Source organism: Stenotrophomonas sp. TWI587 (genome assembly GCF_039674145.1).
GTDB lineage: Bacteria > Pseudomonadota > Gammaproteobacteria > Xanthomonadales > Xanthomonadaceae > Stenotrophomonas > Stenotrophomonas maltophilia_AY.
Genome location: NZ_JBDJMW010000001.1, coordinates 245508 through 263440 on the forward strand (window position 1 = coordinate 245508; position 17933 = coordinate 263440).

18 protein-coding genes are annotated in these 17933 nt (G+C 66.1%); 14 read left to right on the plus strand and 4 right to left on the minus strand.

Annotation, left to right across the window (positions count from 1 at the left end):
- The first annotated feature begins 158 nt into the window (after window positions 1–158).
- The 6 genes from rsmD (at window position 159) to ABE464_RS01220 (ending at window position 4944) form a co-directional block, all read left to right on the plus strand.
- A complete protein-coding gene (gene rsmD, locus ABE464_RS01195) occupies window positions 159–761 on the plus strand; it encodes a 16S rRNA (guanine(966)-N(2))-methyltransferase RsmD (protein ID WP_346470385.1) in 603 nt (200 codons plus the stop codon).
- A 7-nt stretch (window positions 762–768) separates the two neighbouring features.
- Window positions 769–1278 (plus strand): pantetheine-phosphate adenylyltransferase, encoded by a 510-nt coding sequence (coaD, locus tag ABE464_RS01200; RefSeq protein ID WP_313211488.1) that lies wholly within the window; start codon window positions 769–771, stop codon window positions 1276–1278.
- Window positions 1279–1325: 47 nt separating this feature from the next.
- A complete protein-coding gene (locus ABE464_RS01205) occupies window positions 1326–1817 on the plus strand; it encodes a hypothetical protein (RefSeq protein WP_019183240.1) in 492 nt (163 codons plus the stop codon).
- Window positions 1818–1942: 125 nt separating this feature from the next.
- Entirely contained in the window at window positions 1943–2227 is a 285-nt protein-coding gene (locus tag ABE464_RS01210; RefSeq protein ID WP_123728977.1) for a YfhL family 4Fe-4S dicluster ferredoxin, read from the plus strand.
- Window positions 2224–3960, plus strand: coding sequence for a gamma-glutamyltransferase (gene ggt / locus ABE464_RS01215; RefSeq protein WP_346470386.1), 1737 nt, complete (start codon window positions 2224–2226; stop codon window positions 3958–3960). Before ABE464_RS01210 ends, ggt begins: the two co-directional genes overlap by 4 nt.
- A gap of 96 nt (window positions 3961–4056) precedes the next feature.
- On the plus strand, window positions 4057–4944 hold the full coding sequence (locus ABE464_RS01220) for an MBL fold metallo-hydrolase (protein ID WP_346470387.1): 888 nt from the start codon (window positions 4057–4059) through the stop codon (window positions 4942–4944).
- A 185-nt stretch (window positions 4945–5129) separates the two neighbouring features.
- Here ABE464_RS01220 and upp read toward each other — a convergent pair whose 3' ends face one another.
- Window positions 5130–5765, minus strand: a complete 636-nt coding sequence (upp, locus tag ABE464_RS01225) for a uracil phosphoribosyltransferase (RefSeq protein WP_019183235.1) — start codon at window positions 5763–5765, stop codon at window positions 5130–5132.
- Window positions 5766–5927: 162 nt separating this feature from the next.
- Here upp and ABE464_RS01230 point away from each other — a divergent pair, with 162 nt between their 5' ends.
- The 5 genes from ABE464_RS01230 (at window position 5928) to ABE464_RS01250 (ending at window position 12009) form a co-directional block, all read left to right on the plus strand.
- Complete coding sequence (locus tag ABE464_RS01230) at window positions 5928–8498, plus strand: TonB-dependent receptor (RefSeq protein ID WP_346470388.1); 2571 nt, start codon at window positions 5928–5930, stop codon at window positions 8496–8498.
- Complete coding sequence (locus ABE464_RS01235; protein WP_346470389.1) at window positions 8498–9622, plus strand: phytase; 1125 nt, start codon at window positions 8498–8500, stop codon at window positions 9620–9622. Before ABE464_RS01230 ends, ABE464_RS01235 begins: the two co-directional genes overlap by 1 nt.
- 32 nt (window positions 9623–9654) lie before the next feature.
- A complete protein-coding gene (locus ABE464_RS01240; RefSeq protein WP_346470686.1) occupies window positions 9655–11004 on the plus strand; it encodes a metallophosphoesterase family protein in 1350 nt (449 codons plus the stop codon).
- A gap of 49 nt (window positions 11005–11053) precedes the next feature.
- A complete protein-coding gene (locus ABE464_RS01245) occupies window positions 11054–11689 on the plus strand; it encodes an inorganic diphosphatase (RefSeq protein WP_346470390.1) in 636 nt (211 codons plus the stop codon).
- Between the two features lie 80 nt (window positions 11690–11769).
- On the plus strand, window positions 11770–12009 hold the full coding sequence (locus ABE464_RS01250; RefSeq protein ID WP_346470391.1) for a hypothetical protein: 240 nt from the start codon (window positions 11770–11772) through the stop codon (window positions 12007–12009).
- A 13-nt stretch (window positions 12010–12022) separates the two neighbouring features.
- On the opposite strand, the gene ABE464_RS01255 is transcribed toward ABE464_RS01250, so the two are convergent.
- Both ABE464_RS01255 and ABE464_RS01260 read right to left on the minus strand, forming a co-directional pair.
- The gene (locus ABE464_RS01255; protein WP_346470392.1) at window positions 12023–12349 is read right to left on the minus strand and encodes a tetratricopeptide repeat protein; all 327 of its coding nucleotides are present in this window, start codon (window positions 12347–12349) and stop codon (window positions 12023–12025) included.
- Between the two features lie 31 nt (window positions 12350–12380).
- Window positions 12381–13010, minus strand: a complete 630-nt coding sequence (locus ABE464_RS01260) for a superoxide dismutase (protein ID WP_346470393.1) — start codon at window positions 13008–13010, stop codon at window positions 12381–12383.
- Window positions 13011–13197: 187 nt separating this feature from the next.
- Between ABE464_RS01260 and ABE464_RS01265 the strand changes: the two genes are divergently transcribed.
- Window positions 13198–14613: a deoxyribodipyrimidine photo-lyase gene (locus tag ABE464_RS01265; RefSeq protein WP_346470394.1), complete on the plus strand. Its 1416-nt coding sequence runs from the start codon at window positions 13198–13200 to the stop codon at window positions 14611–14613.
- 151 nt (window positions 14614–14764) lie between these two features.
- A complete protein-coding gene (locus tag ABE464_RS01270) occupies window positions 14765–15460 on the plus strand; it encodes an OmpA family protein (protein ID WP_123728987.1) in 696 nt (231 codons plus the stop codon).
- A gap of 225 nt (window positions 15461–15685) precedes the next feature.
- Here the strand turns inward: ABE464_RS01270 and ABE464_RS01275 are convergent, their stop codons facing one another.
- Complete coding sequence (locus ABE464_RS01275) at window positions 15686–16708, minus strand: LysR family transcriptional regulator (RefSeq protein ID WP_121041912.1); 1023 nt, start codon at window positions 16706–16708, stop codon at window positions 15686–15688.
- A 366-nt stretch (window positions 16709–17074) separates the two neighbouring features.
- Between ABE464_RS01275 and ABE464_RS01280 the strand changes: the two genes are divergently transcribed.
- Window positions 17075–17848 carry an SDR family NAD(P)-dependent oxidoreductase gene (locus tag ABE464_RS01280; RefSeq protein WP_346470395.1) on the plus strand — a complete coding sequence of 258 codons (774 nt, stop codon included), beginning with the start codon at window positions 17075–17077 and terminating at the stop codon, window positions 17846–17848.
- Window positions 17849–17933 lie beyond the last annotated feature (85 nt).

Here is a 17933-nt window from a genome sequence, read left to right on the forward strand (position 1 = left end):
ACGCCATGCGTGGCTGCATTTCATTCCAGCATCGGGATGCCTGGCAGAGACAGCGACCGGACCGCCTAGAATATTGTCCTGAACTACCTGCCATCTGTGCCCATGACTCTTTCCCGCCCGTTCGCCCATCCCAGCGCCATCCATCTCCGGAGCCACGCATGAAGCCGCGTCAGCCGGCGGCCGCCGTGGGCCAGGTGCGGATCATCGGGGGCAGGTGGCGCAACACGAAGCTGCCGGTGCCGCTGTCGCCGGGGTTGCGGCCGAGCAGTGACCGGGTGCGGGAGACGCTGTTCAATTGGCTGATGCCCCGGCTGGGCGGGGCGCGGGTGCTGGATCTGTTCGCCGGGAGTGGGGCGCTGGGGCTGGAGGCGGTGTCGCGGGGGGCGGCGCAGGCGACGCTGGTGGAGCGGGATGTCGCCTTGTCCCGGCAGCTGCGCGAGTCGGTCGCCAAGCTGGGGGCGCAGGAGCAGATCGCGGTGGTCCAGGCCGATGCGCTGCAGTGGCTGCGGCAGCCGGCCGGGGCGCTGGCGGATATCGTGTTCATCGATCCGCCGTTTGCCGATGGGCTGTGGGAGGCGGTGATCGCCGGGCTGCCGTCGCATCTGGCCGCCGATGCCTGGGTGTACGTGGAGTCGCCGGCCGATCAGGCGCCGAAGATGCCCGCGCCGTGGCTGCTGCACCGCGAGGGGGGCACCCGGGAGGTCCGTTTTGCCCTGTATCGCCGCGCCGCTGCTACACTTTCACCAGACCAACACGCGTAGCTGACGTATGACCGTGGCCAACCGCCGCATTGCTGTCTACCCGGGCACCTTCGATCCGATCACCAACGGTCACATCGATCTGGTGAACCGCGCTGCACCCCTGTTCGAGAAGGTGGTAGTGGGCGTGGCGCAGAGTCCGTCCAAGGGGCCGACCCTGCCGCTGGAGCAGCGCGTTCAGCTGGCCCGCGATGCGCTGGGCCACAACCGCAACGTGGAAGTGCGTGGTTTCGATACCCTGCTGGCGCATTTCGTGCGCTCTGTACAGGGCGGGATCCTGCTGCGCGGCCTGCGCGCGGTGTCCGATTTCGAATACGAATTCCAGATGGCGAGCATGAACCGCCATCTGATCCCGGAGGTCGAGACCCTGTTTCTGACCCCGGCCGAGCAACACAGCTTCATTTCGTCTTCGCTGGTCCGCGAGATCGCCCGTCTGGGCGGCGACGTGTCCGGCTTTGTGCCGTCCGCTGTGCTTGAGGCGCTGCGCAAGGTCCGTGAAGCGAAGTCGGGCCAAGCGTAGTACCTGTCAGACCCATACATACCAAGAATCACCAAGGGAGGAATTCCATGAACAACACCATGCGTGCCATGTTGATCGCGTCGTTCGCGCTGGCCTTCACCGCCTGCAAGAAGGAAGAAGCCGCGCCGGTCGTCGAAGCCCAGCAGGCGCTGGTCGCCCCGGCTGCCGATGACGATGCCGGCTGGAAGAAGTACCTGCAGGCCGTGGCCGTGCAGAACATGGGCAACATCAGCAACAGCCCGTACCTGTACTACCTCGCCCCGGAATCGGATCCGGAATTCGCGGCCAAGTATGAGCGTCAGGTCGAGAGCGCCACCCAGGCCGTCGGCCGTGGCGTGCAGCCGGGCAACATGCTGGCCTTCGGTTCCTCGGCCTCGGCCAAGATGGCCGACATGATCCAGGCCGTGTTCAAGGACGTCTCGCCGGACTCGATGAAGGGTGTGCGCGTGGTGTTCATCGGCAAGGCTGCCGACAACGCCCGCGTCCAGTCGATCATCCAGCCGACCGGCGCCGAGTACATCTTCGTCGAAGCCAAGTAACCCGTGCAGTGGCGGCTGCGCCTCGTGCGCGGCCCGGGTGGCGCCCGCAGGGGCGTCACCGATGACCGGCCCGCGCGCCCGCGTGGGCCGGTTCTCATCCGCCGGCGCGGGCGTGGAGTAACGCCATGTCGCTGAAAATCAATGAGCTCTGCGTCAATTGCGACGTCTGTGAGCCGGCCTGTCCCAATCAGGCCATCTCGATGGGTGAAACCATCTACGTGATCGATCCGGCCCGCTGCACCGAGTGCGTGGGGCATTTCGACGAACCCCAGTGCGTGGTCGTCTGCCCGGTCGAATGCATCGATCCCGATCCGGACATTCCGGAAACCCAGGACGCTCTGCTGGCCAAATTGCATGGGCTGCAGCGCGATCATCCCGAATTGTATGTCACGGAGTTTGTGCCCAAATGAGAACGCTGTCGCGTCGCTGGTTGCTGTTTGTCCTGCTGGTGGCCCCGAGTGCCTGGTCCGCGGAACCCGCGCAGGCGGTGTTGGCCAAACATCCTGACGGTGCCGCCGTCGCCAGTGGCCATCACCTGGCCACCGAAGCCGGCATGGAAATCCTGGCCAAGGGCGGTAACGCGTTCGATGCGGCCGTCGCGGTTTCGGCCACGCTGGCCGTGGTCGAGCCGATCAGCTCCGGTCTCGGCGGCGGTGGGTTCTTCCTGCTGCATGACGCGGCCACCGGCAAGGATGTGATGCTGGACGCGCGCGAAACCGCGCCGCAGTCCGCCACCCCCGAGGCGTTCCTCGACAAGAAAGGCGAGCTGGACCGCGACCGTTCGGTCAACGGTGCCTGGTCGGCCGGTATCCCGGGCCTGCCGGCAGCGCTGGTGGAGCTCTCTTCCAAGCACGGCAAGCTGCCGCTGAAGACCTCGCTGGAACCGGCCATGCGCATCGCGCGCGAGGGCTTCCCGGTGTATGCACGCATGGCCAAGGGCTATCAGTCCCGGCGTGAGGTGATGCAGCGCTACCCTGGCACGCGCGAGGTGTATGAGCGCAACGGCAAGCCGATCGCCGAAGGCGACGTGTTCCGCCAGCCGGAATTGGCCAGGACCATGGAGCGTCTGGCCGATCAGGGCTTTGATGGTTTCTACCGTGGCGAGACCGGCAAGCTGCTGCTCAAGGGCGTGAAGCAGGCCGGTGGCCAGTGGACCGCCGAGGAACTGGCCGGTTACCGGGTCAAGCTGCGCGAGCCGATCGCCTTCAAGTACCGGGACTGGACCATCACCACTGCCTCGCCGCCGTCCTCCGGTGGCATCGCGCTGGCGGCCATGCTGCAGATCCTGGAAGGCTGGGACCTGAAGTCGATGGACCAGGCCCACCGCACCCACCTGGTAGTGGAAGCGATGCGCCGCGCCTACCGCGACCGCACCTTCTTCCTGGGCGATCCGGACTTCGTGGATATCCCGCAGAAAGTGCTGACCAGCAAGGATTACGCGCAGGGTCTGCGTGCCACCATCCATCCGGAAAAGGCCACCCCGAGCGACCTGTTGTCGGGCAATCCGACCCCGCTGGAAGACGACGAGACTACGCATTTCTCGATCATCGACCGCGAAGGCAACCGCGTCGGTGCGACCCAGACCGTGAACCTGCTGTACGGCTCGGGCCTGATTCCGTCCGGGACCGGGGTGCTGCTCAATAACGAAATGGACGATTTCGCGCTCAAGCCGGGCACCCCCAACGCCTTTGGTGTGATGGGCTACGCGGCCAATGCGCCCAAGCCGGGCAAGCGCATGCTCAGCTCGATGACCCCGACCTTCATGGAGTCCGCCGACAAGGTGGTGGTGCTCGGCACGCCCGGTGGCAGCCGCATCATCACCATGGTGCTGCTGGGGATCCTGGGTTACGACGACGGCCTGACCGCCCAGCAGGTCGCCGCGCTGCCGCGCTACCACCACCAGTGGCTGCCCGACCGGATCGAGGCCGAGGACGGCACCTTCGATACGGACACCATCAAGCAGCTGCAGGCGATGGGTCACAAGATCGATCTGCCCGGTGATACCGCTGCGGGCGGCCGCGGCTCCAGCCACGTCTGGGGCAATCTGCAGACCGTGGAATGGGACCGCCGCAGCAATGTGCTCAGCGGCGGCAGCGACCCGCGTAATCCGGTGGGCAGCGCCGCGGTCAGCCAGGCGCACTGATTGATCGCAGCAACGAGAAACCCCGTCCCAGTGGCGGGGTTTTTTCATGCCCGATGGCTAGCGAATATTTAACGCGCGCGGCCGGATAATTTGCGGATGAAACTATGGTCCATCCGCGGTAACTCGCAGAAACTCGACGGCGGCGCGATGTTCGGCAATGCGCCGCGCGCGGTGTGGGAAAAATGGGCGGCGCCGGACGATCTCAACCGGATCGAACTGGCGTGCCGCGCGCTGTTGGCCAGCCCGCTGGCCGGGAAGACCGTGCTGTTCGAAACCGGTATCGGCGCGTTCTTCGAGCCGAAACTGCGCGACCGTTATGGCGTGCAGGAGCCCAGCCACGTGCTGATCGAATCCCTGCGCGAGGCCGGTTTCGAGCACGAGGATATCGACGTGGTGGTGCTGAGCCATCTGCACTTCGACCACGCCGGTGGGCTGCTCGCACCGTGGAGCGAAGGGCGCTCACCGGAGCTGCTGTTTCCCAATGCGACCTTCCTGGTCGGTGCCGAGCATTGGGCACGCGCGCTGCACCCGCACCCGCGCGACCGCGCCAGTTTTATCCCGGAACTGCCCGGTCTGCTGGAGGCGAGCGGGCGGCTGGAAATCGTCGACGGTCCATACTCAAAGACGCTGGGCGACAGCGTGCGTTTCAGCTTCAGCGACGGGCATACCCCGGGCCTGATGCTGGCCGAGATCGTCGGTCCTGAAACCGTGGACGGCCAGGCACGGGGCGGGGTGGTGTTCTGTGCGGACCTGATCCCGGGCCGCTCGTGGGTGCATGTACCCATCACCATGGGCTACGACCGCAATGCCGAACTGCTGATCGACGAGAAGCGCAGCTTCCTGGAAGACAAACTCGCCCGCAACGTCCATCTGTTCTTCACCCACGATCCGCAGTGCGCGCTGGCGCAGGTGGCACGCGATGAGAAGGGCCGCTTCGGCACCGTGCACGAACAGGGCGAACTGAAGGCCCGTGCGCTGGCGTAACGCTATGCTTGGCCCGGGCGCGCACCGCCGGGTACAACGGCCCGCGCAGCCACACCGGTAGGTGCCGAGCGTGGGTCGGCACGGCACCCCACGGCACCGGGCATGAACCCGGTTCGACGCCCGGGCATGACCCGGCCATGTGAAGCACCGGCGGCCGGTAAGGCCCGCCGGTCAGAACGACGGAATCAACCGACCACGCGGGTCCCGAAAATCCGGTCGCCGGCATCGCCCAGGCCCGGCAGGATGTAGCCCTTTTCGTTGAGCTGGGCGTCGATGGCGGCGGTGAAGATCTCCACGTCCGGGTGCACGGCCTGTACGGCGGCGATGCCTTCCGGTGCGGCGACCAGGAAGATGCCCTTGATGCGGCGGGCGCCGGCGCGCTTGAGCATGTCGATGGTGGCGATCAGGGTGCCGCCGGTGGCCAGCATCGGGTCCAGGATCAGCGCATCGCGCTCTTCCAGGCGCCCGGTCAGGCGCTCGAAATAGGGCACCGGCTGCAGGGTTTCCTCATCGCGCTGCAGGCCGACCACGCTCACGCGGGCGGCGGGGATCAGCGACAGCACGCCACTGAGCATGCCAAGGCCGGCGCGCAGGATCGGCACCACGGTGATCTTGGCACCAGCGATGCGCTGCACCGTCACCGGGCCGGCCCAGCCGGCCATGGTGTGGGCCTCGGTATCCAGATCGGCGGTGGCCTCATAGGCCAGCAGCCCACCAAGTTCATTGGCCAGCTCGCGGAAGTCCTTGGTGCTCAGGGACGCATCGCGCATCAGGCCGATCTTGTGCTGCACCAGCGGATGGCGCACTTCGACGATTTTCATGGGGGAATGACTGGCAAAGGAGAGGCCGGTAGTGTGCCGCAACACCCCGCCGAAGCCAAAAGCCGACCCCGCCACCGACCGTTCGATGTCCCCGGTGTCATCCCCATGCAACCTCCCGGACATACCGTGCTGACCCATTCTTTACACAGATTGGGGAATGCAGTGCAGAAGAAGCGTCCGTTGGGCCTGGCGATAAGCCTTTCGTTGCTGGCGGTGATCACCCCGTCGGCCCATGCCGCCGATACGCCCGATGGCAGCACCGTGGCCGGCAGCGCCGCCGCCAGTGCCGCCGCCATCGATCTGGACCGGGTCGAAGTCCGCCCCCAGCTGGAGTCGCAGACCCGCGCGGTCGACCTCAAGCGCAGCAGTGATGCGATCGAAGATGCGGTGTCCTCCGATGCCATGGGCGTCTACCCGGACCAGAACGTGGCCGAGTCGCTGCAGCGCCTGCCGGGCGTCAGCGTCACCCGTGACCAGGGCGAGGGGCGCTTCGTGGTCATCCGTGGCCTGGATGCCAACCTCAACAGCGTCAGCGTGGACGGCATCGCGATTGGTACCCCGGAAGATTCCAGCCGCGCAGCCCCGCTGGACGTGATTCCCTCCGACTCGACCGAGCGCCTGCGCGTGGTCAAATCGCCGACCCCGGACATGCCCGGCGACGCCATCGGCGGCGCGATCCTGGTCGAGTCCGCCTCGGCGTTCGACCGCGAAGGCCGCAACCTGCGCGGCAAGATCGAAGCCAGCCACCAGCAGCTCTCCGGCAACACCAGCCCGAAGGCCGCGATCAACTACAGCGAAGTGTTCGCCGATACCTTCGGCGTGGCGCTGGGTGTGAACTACCAGAACCGCAAGTTCGAATCGGACAACACCGAAGTGGAGTACGACACGTTCGATGGCGGTGCCGCCGACGATCTGTTCGCCACCAGCCTGCAGCAGCGCAAGTACGAGATCGAGCGCAAGCGCATCGGTGCCAACCTCAATCTGGACTGGCATCCGGACGAAGACAATCGTTACTACCTGCGCACGCTGTACAGCCAGTTCGACGATGCCGAAACCCGCCAGCGCACCATCTTCAACTTCGGCGATGGTGACGTCACCGCGTTGGGCGACCGCCAGTACCGCGTCGATGATCTGCCGGCCGATGCGATCCAGAAGCGCATGCGCTACCGCACCAAGAAGGAAAACACCTTCGCCACCAGCGCCGGCGGCGAAAACCGTCTCACCAACGCGGTGATCGACTACAAGGTCGGCTACACGCGCACCGAAGAGCGCGTCAACGATGAGATGGAGGCGCGCTTCGAGTACAGCGGTGACGACCTCGGCGCCCGTGTCGATCAGAGCAGCGGCATCCCGCGCTACACCCTGACCAGCGCGCAGTGGATGGACAACGGCAACTACGATTTTGATCGCTTCGTGGTCTCGCCCAAGCAGGTCAACGACAGCGAGCGCAGTGCGCAGATCAACGTGCGCTTCGATGGCGATGCCTCCAGCATCAAGTTTGGCCTGCTCGGCCGCTGGCGCGATCGCGACGTCAATGTCGATGAGCGCGAACTGCGCGTCGGCCCGGACGTGGCGTTGTCGGACTGGACCACCTCCACCCCCGATCACCGCGGCGGCAGCCTCGGCCAGGGCATGAGCTCGGATGCCATGCGTCGCTACTGGGCGCAGTCCGGCAGCCGCTACAGTGCCCGCCCGCAGGATATCGGCGGCAATGCGCTGACCTCGCTGGAAGAGGATTACACCGCCAGTGAGGACATCTTTGCCAGCTACGCGATGGGCACCTGGGATGTCGGCGCGCTGCGCATCATCGGTGGCGTGCGTGTGGAGAACACCCAGTTCAGCGCCACCGGCAACAGTGTCGACGTGGCCGGTAACGGGCGCAGCTTTACGGTCACCCCGTTGAGCGTGAGCCGGAGCTACACCAACGTGCTGCCCGGCCTGCACCTGCGCTATGACGCCGGTGATGACTGGGTGCTGCGCGCGGCCGCAAACAAGACTGTCTCGCGCCCATCGTTCGGCGATGTGGCGCCGCGTGTCGGCCTGAGCCGCGGTGACGAGGAAGTCCGGATCGGCAATCCGCAGCTGGATCCGTATGAATCGAAGAACATCGACCTGTCGCTCGAGAAATACATCGGCAGCACCGGCATCGTCTCGCTGGGCGTGTTCCACAAGTCGATCGACGGCTATATCGTCAACACGGTGAGCAATACGGATCCGGCGTATCCGGATTACGAGGTCACCCGGGTGATCAACGGCAACAAGGCCACGGTGAAGGGTGCCGAGTTCAACTGGCAGCAGCAGCTCGCCTTCCTGCCGGCCGGTTGGGATGGTCTGCTGGTCGGCGCCAGCGGTACCTGGCTGGATACCGATTTCGATCCGGGCGTGGCCGGCCGCGAGCGTGACGACTTCATGCTGCCGCGTGCCTCCAAACACGTGTACAGCGCGCATCTGGGCTATGAAAAGGCCGGCTTCAGCACCCGCGTGGCCGCGGTCTACCGCAGCGAGTACCTGGATTCACTCGGCGACAGCCGCGCCTATGACATCTATGTGGCACCCAACACCCAGCTCGATTTCAGCATGGACTACAAGATCACCTCCAACGTGAGCGTCTACTTCGAAGCGCAGAACCTGCTCGACAAGCCGCTGGAGCTGTACCAGGGCGTGCGTTCGCGCACCCTGCAGAACGAAGAATATGGCCGCACCTACGCCCTCGGCCTGAAGGTGGCCCTGTGATGCGCGCGTCCCATGGTCTTAGCCTGCTCGCGCTGGCGCTGCTGACCGCCTGCAGGCCGGCGGCGGCGCCCGAAGCAGCGGCGCCGGCGTCGGTGGTCGCACCGACCGGCACCGACGCCTCCGCCGCACGCGATGTCGCCACGGTCGCCGAAGCGTTCCTCACCCCGATGACTCCGGACGACAACATCGACTCCCCGGCCAGCTGGACCACGCCCGAGGGCCAGGTCTGGCTGATCGCCACCGCCAAGGCCACCGACAAGCTGGTGGTCTACGACGGGCAGACTGGCGCGAAGCTGCGTGACGTCGGCAGCCTCGGCACTGCCCCGGGCCAGTTCGACCGCCCCAACGGCATCGCCGTGGTCGATGACCTGGTGCTGATCGTGGAGCGCGACAACCACCGCGTGCAGGTCCTGCAGCTGCCGGACTTCACCCCGCTGGGTGTGTTCGCCGCCGATGACCTGCGCAAACCGTACGGGCTGTGGGTGAACAAGCAGGGCACCGGCTACGACGTGTACGTCACCGATTCCTACGATGCGGGCGAAGATGCGCAGGGCAACGACGTGCTGCCGCCGCTGGCCGAGCTGGACAAGCGCGTGCGCCGTTACGCGCTCACCGTGCAGGGCGGCAAGGCGCAGGCTTCGTTGACGGCCAGTTTCGGTGACACCACCGAGGCCGGCGCGCTGCGCGTGGTCGAATCGATCTGGGGCGACCCGGCCAACGATCGCCTGCTGATCGCTGAAGAAGACGAAACCTATGCCAGCGAGTTCAAGGTCTACACGCTGGAAGGCCGCTTCAGCGGCACCACGTTCGGCCGCGATGCCTTCCAGGCCCAGGCCGAGGGCGTGATGCTGCGTACCTGTGGCAAGGACGGCTGGTGGATCACCACCGAGCAGGGCAAGCAGCGCAGCGTGTTCCATCTGTTCGACCGGCACAGCCTGAAGCATGTCGGTGCGTTCCAGGGCAATACGGTGGCCAACACCGACGGCATCTGGTCGATGCAGGCACCGTCCGCGCGCTTCCCGCATGGCGCGCTGTATGCCGTGCACGATGATCAGGGCGTGGTGGCCTTCGATTGGGCGAGCATCGCCAAGCAGTTGTCGCTTCCGCTGGAGTGTGGCGCGTGAGCCGTGTTCCAGCCGCGCTGACCGCGCTTGTGATGGCGCTGCTGCTGTGCAGCGGCAGTGCCGTGGCGAAAAAAGATGCCGAGAACGGTGCAGAGCCCAACACCCAGGTGCCGGCCGGCAGCCGTCACTACGCGGCCACCGGCTTCCCGGACCGCCTGGTCGCCTCCCCGGCACAGGACGCCGCACGCGGCTTCTCGGTTGCCTGGCGCACCGACACCTCCGTCAAGGCGCCCGTGCTGGAGTGGGTCGTGGCCGGCGACTCGCCGGATGTCGGCACGCCCACCCGCATCACTGCCATCACGCAGGCGCTGACCACCGAACTGGGCGCGTCCCATCATCACCGTGCCGACATCACCGGCCTGCAGCCGGATACGTTGTACCTGTGGCGCGTGCAGGGACAGAACACCTGGAGTGCCTGGAACCAGCTGCGCACCGCCGGCCGTGCCGAGCAGCCGCTCACGTTGTTGTATTTCGGTGATACCCAGAACAAGAACCTCAGCCACGTCTCGCGGGTGATGCGGGCCGGCATCAAGGCCGCCCCGGAAGCGCGCCTGAGCCTGTTCGCCGGTGACCTGGTCAGCGGCGGCGACGGGCAGGACGACAGCGAGTGGGGCGAGTGGTTCGCCGCTGCCGGCTGGCTGCCGCAGGAGACCGCCGTGGCCCCGGCGATCGGCAACCATGAGTACTTCGAGGAGTTTGAAGACACCCCGCAGGAGCGTCGCGTGCTCGGCCGCCATTGGCCGGTGACGTTCGCGCTGCCGCGTAATGGTGTGGACGCCGCGGATACCAGCACCTACTGGTTCGACTACCAGGGCGTGCGCATCGCCGTGCTCGACGGCACCTCCGCGCTCGATCTCGGCACCGCCAAGGCGCAGGCCGCCTGGCTGGACAAGGTGCTGGCCGACAACCCGCACCCGTGGAGCATTGTGCTGCTGCACCAGCCGTTCTACTCCCCGCGCGAAGGCCGTGAGAACACCGAGCTGCGCGATGTGCTGCTGCCCGTGGTGCGCCGCCACCAGGTCGATCTGGTCCTGCAGGGCCACGACCACACCTACGGCCGCCGTGGCGAAGGGAAGGGTGCGACGCCGCAGTTTGTGGTCACCGTGGCTGGACCGAAGCAGTACCGGCTGTCTGACGAAGCTCGTGCCACCATGGCACCGGTGGGTGAGGACACGCAGCTGTTCCAAGTGTTGAAGATCGATCCGAGCCACCTGCGTTACGAGGCGCGCACCGTCACCGGCCGCCTGTACGACGGCTTCGAGTTGACACGCGGCACCGATGGCCGCAAACAGAAAGCCGAACTGACGCAGGGACGCATCGCCCCCCGTGACTGCACGCGCGCCCAGACCCTCAAGGGCCGCGCCGACCGTTGTTGGGAATGATCGAGCGGCCGGGCCGCTGCGGCGCGCCCGGCCATTCGTGGAGACTGAGATGATCCATCGCCGTTCCCTCGGGCTGGTCGTATTGGCCACCTCGCTGCTGCTGCTCGCCGGTACCAGCGTGGCCGCCAATGCGGTCCTGCACCCCTTCCTCGCCGCGCAGCCGAAGAACGCGCCGGACGAAGTGCATCTGGCCGTGGAGATCCCGGCCGGCAGCTTCACGAAGTACGAGATCAAGGAAGACGGTCTGGTCCATGTGGACCGCTTCCAGTCCATGCCTGTGGCATACCCGGCCAACTACGGCTCGATGCCACGCACCCTGGCTGGCGACAACGATCCGCTGGACGCACTGGTGTTGACCCGCGAGCCGCTGCATCCCGGCGTGATCGTGCGGTTCCGCCCGATCGGCTTCCTGAAGATGGTCGATGACGGGGAGCAGGATGAAAAGGTGATCGGCGTGCCGACCGACAAGATCGACCCGACCTACGCCAACATCCGCGATCTGGATGACCTGCCGCTGATCGAACGGCAGCGCATCGAAGCCTTCTTCCGGGTCTACAAAGACCTGCCTGCCGGCCGTAATCCGGTCCAGCTCAACGGCTGGGGCAATGCCGCCGAGGCCAAGGCGCTGATCCGTGCGTCCATGCAACGCTTCGATGCACAGCAGCGGCGCGCGAAAGGCGATTGACTGTTCCGTCCGCTATCCTCAATGTTGTTCGCCTGCGCATCGTCGATGTCAGGCTTTCCAACGGATTGGGGCGGCGGCACATGGAAGAGGAGATCAAGCGTGGCGTACTGACCGTGATCCACTGGATCGTGGTCGTGTTCATCGTGCAGATTCTGGTGTTCGGTATTGGGCGCGTCACGCTGTTCGCTTTCAGCGGCGGCCGCTTTGGAAAAGACGATTGGACGGCCGCGCACCAGAACTGGACCTATTTCACCGGCTTCGCGGTGATCGCCTTGATGTGGACCCTGATCGCGCTCTACAACAACGGTCTGCTCTGGTAGCGATGCCGGGCGATCACACCCGGCTCGCATCCGCCTTCTGAAGTCGCCGCAGGAACACGGCCATCTCCTTGGCCGCCTGCTTGTCGCCGTTGGTCTCGGCGACGGTAATCCCTTCGCGCCACGCCTGTGATGCCGCGTCCGTATCGCCGGCCGCCAGATGTGCTTTACCCAGCCATTTCCAGCCTGCCGAGTAGCGCGGATCCTGCGCGACACAGCCCTGCAGATGGATGACCGCCTCCGCGGTGTCACCCGCGTCGAGCAGAGCCTTGCCCAGGCCGAAGCGGAGCAGGGCGCTGTCGCGACCACGCTCGAGCAGACGTTGCAGTGCGGGGATATCCATCGCTGTCTCTACCGTGCAGTACCGGCGCCCATCATCGCCCGCCGGCGGCCTGGTAACGGCGCGCCACTTCGGCCCAGTCGATCAGCTCGAAGAAGGCGGCGATGTAGTCCGGACGACGGTTCTGGTAGTTGAGGTAGTAGGCGTGTTCCCACACATCCAGCCCCAGGATCGGCGTGCCACCGGAAAGGCCGGCGAACTCGCCCATCAGCGGGTTGTCCTGGTTCGGGCTGCTCTCCACCAGAAGCGTGCCGTCGCGGGTCAGCGTCAACCACGCCCAGCCGCTGCCGAAGCGGGTCTGCGCGGCCTTGGTGAAGGCCTCCTTGAACGCGGCGTAGCCGCCGAGATCGCGCTCGATCGCCTTAGCCACCGTGCCTTCCGGCGTGCTCCCGTTGGCGGTCAGCACCGTCCAGAACAGGCTGTGATTGGCATGCCCGCCGCCGTTGTTGCGGACGGCGTTGCGCACCCCCTCGGGCAGAGAGCCGATATCGGCGATCAGTGCATCGATATCCGTGCTCTGGATCCCGGCATCGGCGAGCGCGGCATTGAGGTTGGTGATGTAGGCCTGGTGGTGTTTGGCATGATGGATTTCCATCGTGCGTGCGTCGAAGTGCGGTTCGAGTGCGTCGTAGGCGTAGGGCAGGGCGGGGAGGGTGTAGGCCATGGATATCTCCGGAAGAGCAGATGAGGGCGGTGCCGGCAAGCAGCACGGTGATGCCACGATAGAACCTCAAGCACGATTGAGGTCAAGCGCGGCGGTGTGGAACAGTGCGGGCCATTCACGCGTGATCGCTGCCTCCCCTTCACCTGTACTGGCTATCATTGCCTCAACAATCTTCCGGGGTAGTCTCGTGTCGGTAGCGCTGGTGTGGTTTCGTCGTGATCTGCGGTTGCAGGACAACCCGGCCCTGCAGGCCGCCTTGGACGCAGGCCACGTGCCGGTGCCGGTCTACATCCATGCGCCGCAGGAGGAGGGCGACTGGGCCCCGGGCGCTGCATCGGATACGTGGCTGCATCGCTCACTCACCGCGCTGGACGCCGAGCTCCGTGCGCGCGGCTCGGCACTGGTGCTCCGCCAGGGCGACAGCCAGGCACAGCTGCAGCAGCTGATCGAGCAGACCGGTGCGGTCGCGGTGTACTGGAACCGCAAGTACGAGCCGGCCACGCAGCCACGCGATGCGACGATCAAGCGGGAACTGCGCGAGCAGGGTATCGACGCCGAAAGCCACAACGGCAGCCTGATGTTCGAACCGTGGGATGTGGCGACCCAGCAGGGCGGGCCGTACAAGGTGTTCACCCCGTTCTGGCGCAATGCGCTGACCCGTCTGCAGTTGCCGGCCCCGACCCGATTGCCGGATCGGCTGCCCGCGCACAGCGCCAGCGGCGAGAGCCTCGACACGCTCGGCCTGGCGCCGTCGATTCCGTGGGATCGGCAGTTCTGGGACCACTGGCAACCGGGCGAGGCGGGCGCGCACGAGGCGCTGGGCGTCTTCATCGACGGTGCACTCAACGGTTACCGCGAGCAGCGTGATCTGCCGGACCGTGTGGGCACCTCGATGCTGTCGCCGCATCTGCATTTCGGCGAGATCGCCCCGTGGCAGATCGCGCGTCGTCTGCAGGGCGAGCGCAGCGCCAGTCGCGATGCCGACATCGATGGCTACATCCGCGAGTTGGGCTGGCGCGAGTTTTCGTATCACCTGCTGCATCACTTCCCGCAGACCCCGGATCACAACCTCAACCCGCGCTTCGATCAGTTCGACTGGGCCAAGCCCGATGCCGACGCGCTGCGTGCGTGGCAGCAGGGCCGTACCGGCATCCCGATCGTGGATGCGGGGATGCGCGAGCTGTGGGCCACCGGCTACATGCACAACCGCGTGCGCATGATCGTCGCCAGCTATCTGTGCAAGCACATGCGCCAGCATTGGCGCGAAGGCGCGCGCTGGTTCTGGGACACCCTGGTCGACGCGGATCTGGCCAACAACACCATGGGGTGGCAATGGGTTGCCGGCACGGGGGCGGACGCGGCGCCTTACTTCCGGATCTTCAATCCGGTGACGCAGTCGCAGAAGTTCGATCCGCAGGCGCGCTACATCACGCGCTGGGTACCCGAACTGGGGGCACTACCGGTGAAGGCGCGCTTCGCCCCGTGGCAATCGCCGCAGCTGCTGGCCGAGTTCGCGCCCGGGTATCCGACCCTGCCGCTGGTGGATCTGAGCGAGGGTCGGGATGCCGCGTTGGCAGCGTATCGGCATACCGGCGGGGCGTGACCGGCGTCCCGTAAAAGTCGCTTTTGCCGTAACCGTTTACCTGAACAGGGAGCTGCCGGGCGTGACATTCATCATGCCGGCATCGCGTTGGGCTGTTTATGCTCTTCACGCCCCGCACGCCGGCGGCGTCCGGTAACCAAGGAGAAACCTCATGATTCGACCCGCAACCCGCAACGTGGCCCTGGCCCTGATGACCGCTGCCGCCCTGACGGCCTGCGCCACCGGCGGCTCGTATGTCCAGAGTGACCAGTACGGCAACCCTGTCGAACAGCAGAACCGTACCGGCCGCAATGCCCTGATCGGCACCGCCGTCGGCGTCGCTGCAGGCCTGCTCAGCGGCAACAGCGCTACCGAGCGCCGCCAGCACGCCATGATCGGTGCCGGTATTGGTGCACTCAGCGGTGCGGCCGTCGGCCAGTACCAGGACCGTCAGGAGCGCGCCCTGCGCGAGCGTACTGCCAACACCGGTATCGATGTCTCCCGCAACGGCGACAACCTGGTCCTGAACCTGCCGGACGGCATCACCTTCGATTTCGGCAAGTCCACGCTGAAGCCGCAGTTCTACGGTTCGCTCAACGGCGTGGCCAGCACGCTGGCCGAGTACAACCAGACGATCATCGAAGTGGTCGGCCACACCGACAGCATCGGCAGCGACGCGGTCAACAACCGTCTGTCCAAGGAACGCGCCGACTCCGTCGCCGCCTACCTGGCCGGCCAGGGTGTGCAGCGCGCCCGTATTGAGACCCTGGGTGCCGGCAAGGCCTACCCGATTGCCGACAACAACACCGATGCCGGCCGCGCGCAGAACCGCCGCGTCGAGATCCGTGTGATTCCTTTGCAGCAATAACGGCGCGCCCGCGCGCTGTTATTGCGTGTAGCGAGCCACAGGTTCGCGACACAAAAATGCCGCCCTTACAGGCGGCATTTTTTGTAGGTACCGGCCGTTGGCCGGTACGCGCGGAACAATTCCGTCCGCTCGCACACCTGCATTCCCGCAACACCCAAACGACAACGCCGCCCAAGGGCGGCGTTGTCGTTCATACGGCACTGCGCTGATGAAGCATCGCCAGCATTACCCCGCCGTCACCGTCTCCAGAATCCGCTTCCCGGCCGCCTGCAGCTCGGTTTCCACCTGGGTCTGCTGCTGCTTGGCCAGCTTTGCGGCCGGGCACTGGGCCAGCATGTAGTTGGCGTCGAAGTTCATCTTCTCGACCAGGAAATCAACGAAGGCGCGCACCTTCGGCGAGACCAGCCGGCCGCCGGCGAATACCGCGTTGAAGTCCACTTCCGGCCCGGTCCAGCCGGCCAGCACCCGGCGCACCATGCCCGATTCGACGAACGGCTTGGCCATCACGTCACCGGTCAACAACAACCCTTCGCCGCACACCAATGCACCGTTCAACGCGGACGGGTCATTGGCCACCAACAGCGGATTCACCGGGAAATCCAGCAGCTCACCACCGTTCTCGCCCAGCTGCCAGAAGAAGCGGTTGTTGTTGAGGTTGCGTGCCTTGCGCATGGCCAGGATGCGGTGGAACTGCAGCTCATCCGGATGCAGCGGCTCGCCGTAGCGTTCGATATAGGCCGGGCTGGCGAACACCTGCGTGCGCAGGCTGCCCAGCTTGCGCGCGACCAGGTTGGAGTCGGGCAGGGTGCCCACGCGCAGCGCCAGATCCGCTTCACCGGCAATCAGGTCGAGCTTCTCGTTGCCCAGGTGCATGTCCAACTGGATTTCCGGGTACTGCGCATGGAACTGGCCGAGCAGCGGCGCGATCCAGGTGATGCCGATCGAATAGGGCACGGTGAAGCGAAGCCAGCCGCGCGGGCCGGACTGCAGCTGGTTGACCGCGCCTTCGGCTTCTTCCAGTTCGCGTGCGATGCGCTGGCAGTGCTCGTGATAGACCGAGCCGGCTTCGGTAAGGCCGAGGCGGCGGGTGGTCCGGTGCAACAGGCGTGCGCCAAGACGCGTTTCCAGTTCCTGCACTTTGCGGCTGACCGTCGTCTTGGGCAGCCCCAGTGCAGTGGCGGCGGCAATGAAACTGCCTTGCTCGACCACCTTGACGAAGATCAGCGTGTCGTTGAGATCGTGGGCCATGACGGGATCCAAGGTCGGGGGAGGAGAGAGTGCCGCAAATGATTGTGCCGGGCACGGGATGATTATTCCCCTAAATCCGGACTAATCAAGGGGGAGTTTGAGGACTAATCTGGCGCCATTCCAGATATGAAGGACGACAACCATGTGGTTGCGGAACATTCTTGGCCGCCTGCGTAGCGGCCCCAACGCCCCGCTGGACCTGGCGCTGACCGTGGAGCCCCGCTTGAGTTCCCTGTCCCGCAAGGCTTTCCGTGAGTTCACGCCACCTGCCAACATGCAGCGTGGTGGCAGCATTCGCCTGGGTGCCCGCGGCGTCGACCGACTGGGCCGAATTGGGATTATCCCGGCGACGGGAGTGAAAGTCCCATGAATGGGACATTGGCCCCCGAGGTGCTGGTGCTCGGTGGCACCGGCAGCGTGGGCCAGGGCATCGTGGCGGCCTTGCTGGAGGCCGGCAGCCCGGTCCTGGTGGTCGGCCGCGATCCCGCCCGGCTGGCGGCGCTGCAGGAGCAGTTCGCCGACGAGCCGGGCCTGGAAGTGCTGCTCGGCTCGTTGGGCGACGACGGCTCTGCGCGCACCGTGGCCGAGCGCTTGGGCGGACGTCGTCGGACGCTGGCCGCCGTGGTCGATGCGATGGGCGGGCCGTACAACCGCGGCCGCGTGACCGACCGCAGCGGCGACGCCCTGTTGCAGGCGCTGCAGGCCGATGTGATGCCGCATGTGCATGCCGGGCGGCACCTGCTGCCGTTGCTGCGCGGTGGCGCACAGACGCGTCGCTATGTGCTCGTGGGCGGTCCGGCCGGCTTCAAGCCGTGGGCCGGTCACGGTGAGTCGTCCATCACCATGTCCACCACGCGCATGTACGCGCAGGTGCTGCACCAGGAAGCCCAGGCGCTGGGCGTGCGCGCGCAGATGCTGGAAGTGTGCAACCCGGTCTGTACCCCGGCCAACGCGGCCAATGCCTGCATCGAGTGGCCGAGCGCACTGCTGGTCGGCCGCCGCGTGGTCTCCCTGCTCGACAGCTGCACGGACAACCGCGCCATCGTCCGCTGCGACACGCGCGATGCTGAACTGCCGCGCGGGCTGCTGCACCTGGATTGGCCTCCTCCGATCTCGCGCAACACCGCCGGCACCGCTTGACCTTCACCTAGGTTCAGGTCCCAGGCTACGCCCCCACGTCGCCCCGTCTTTTTGATTTCCCTGTATCACCACCCCTACGTACGGA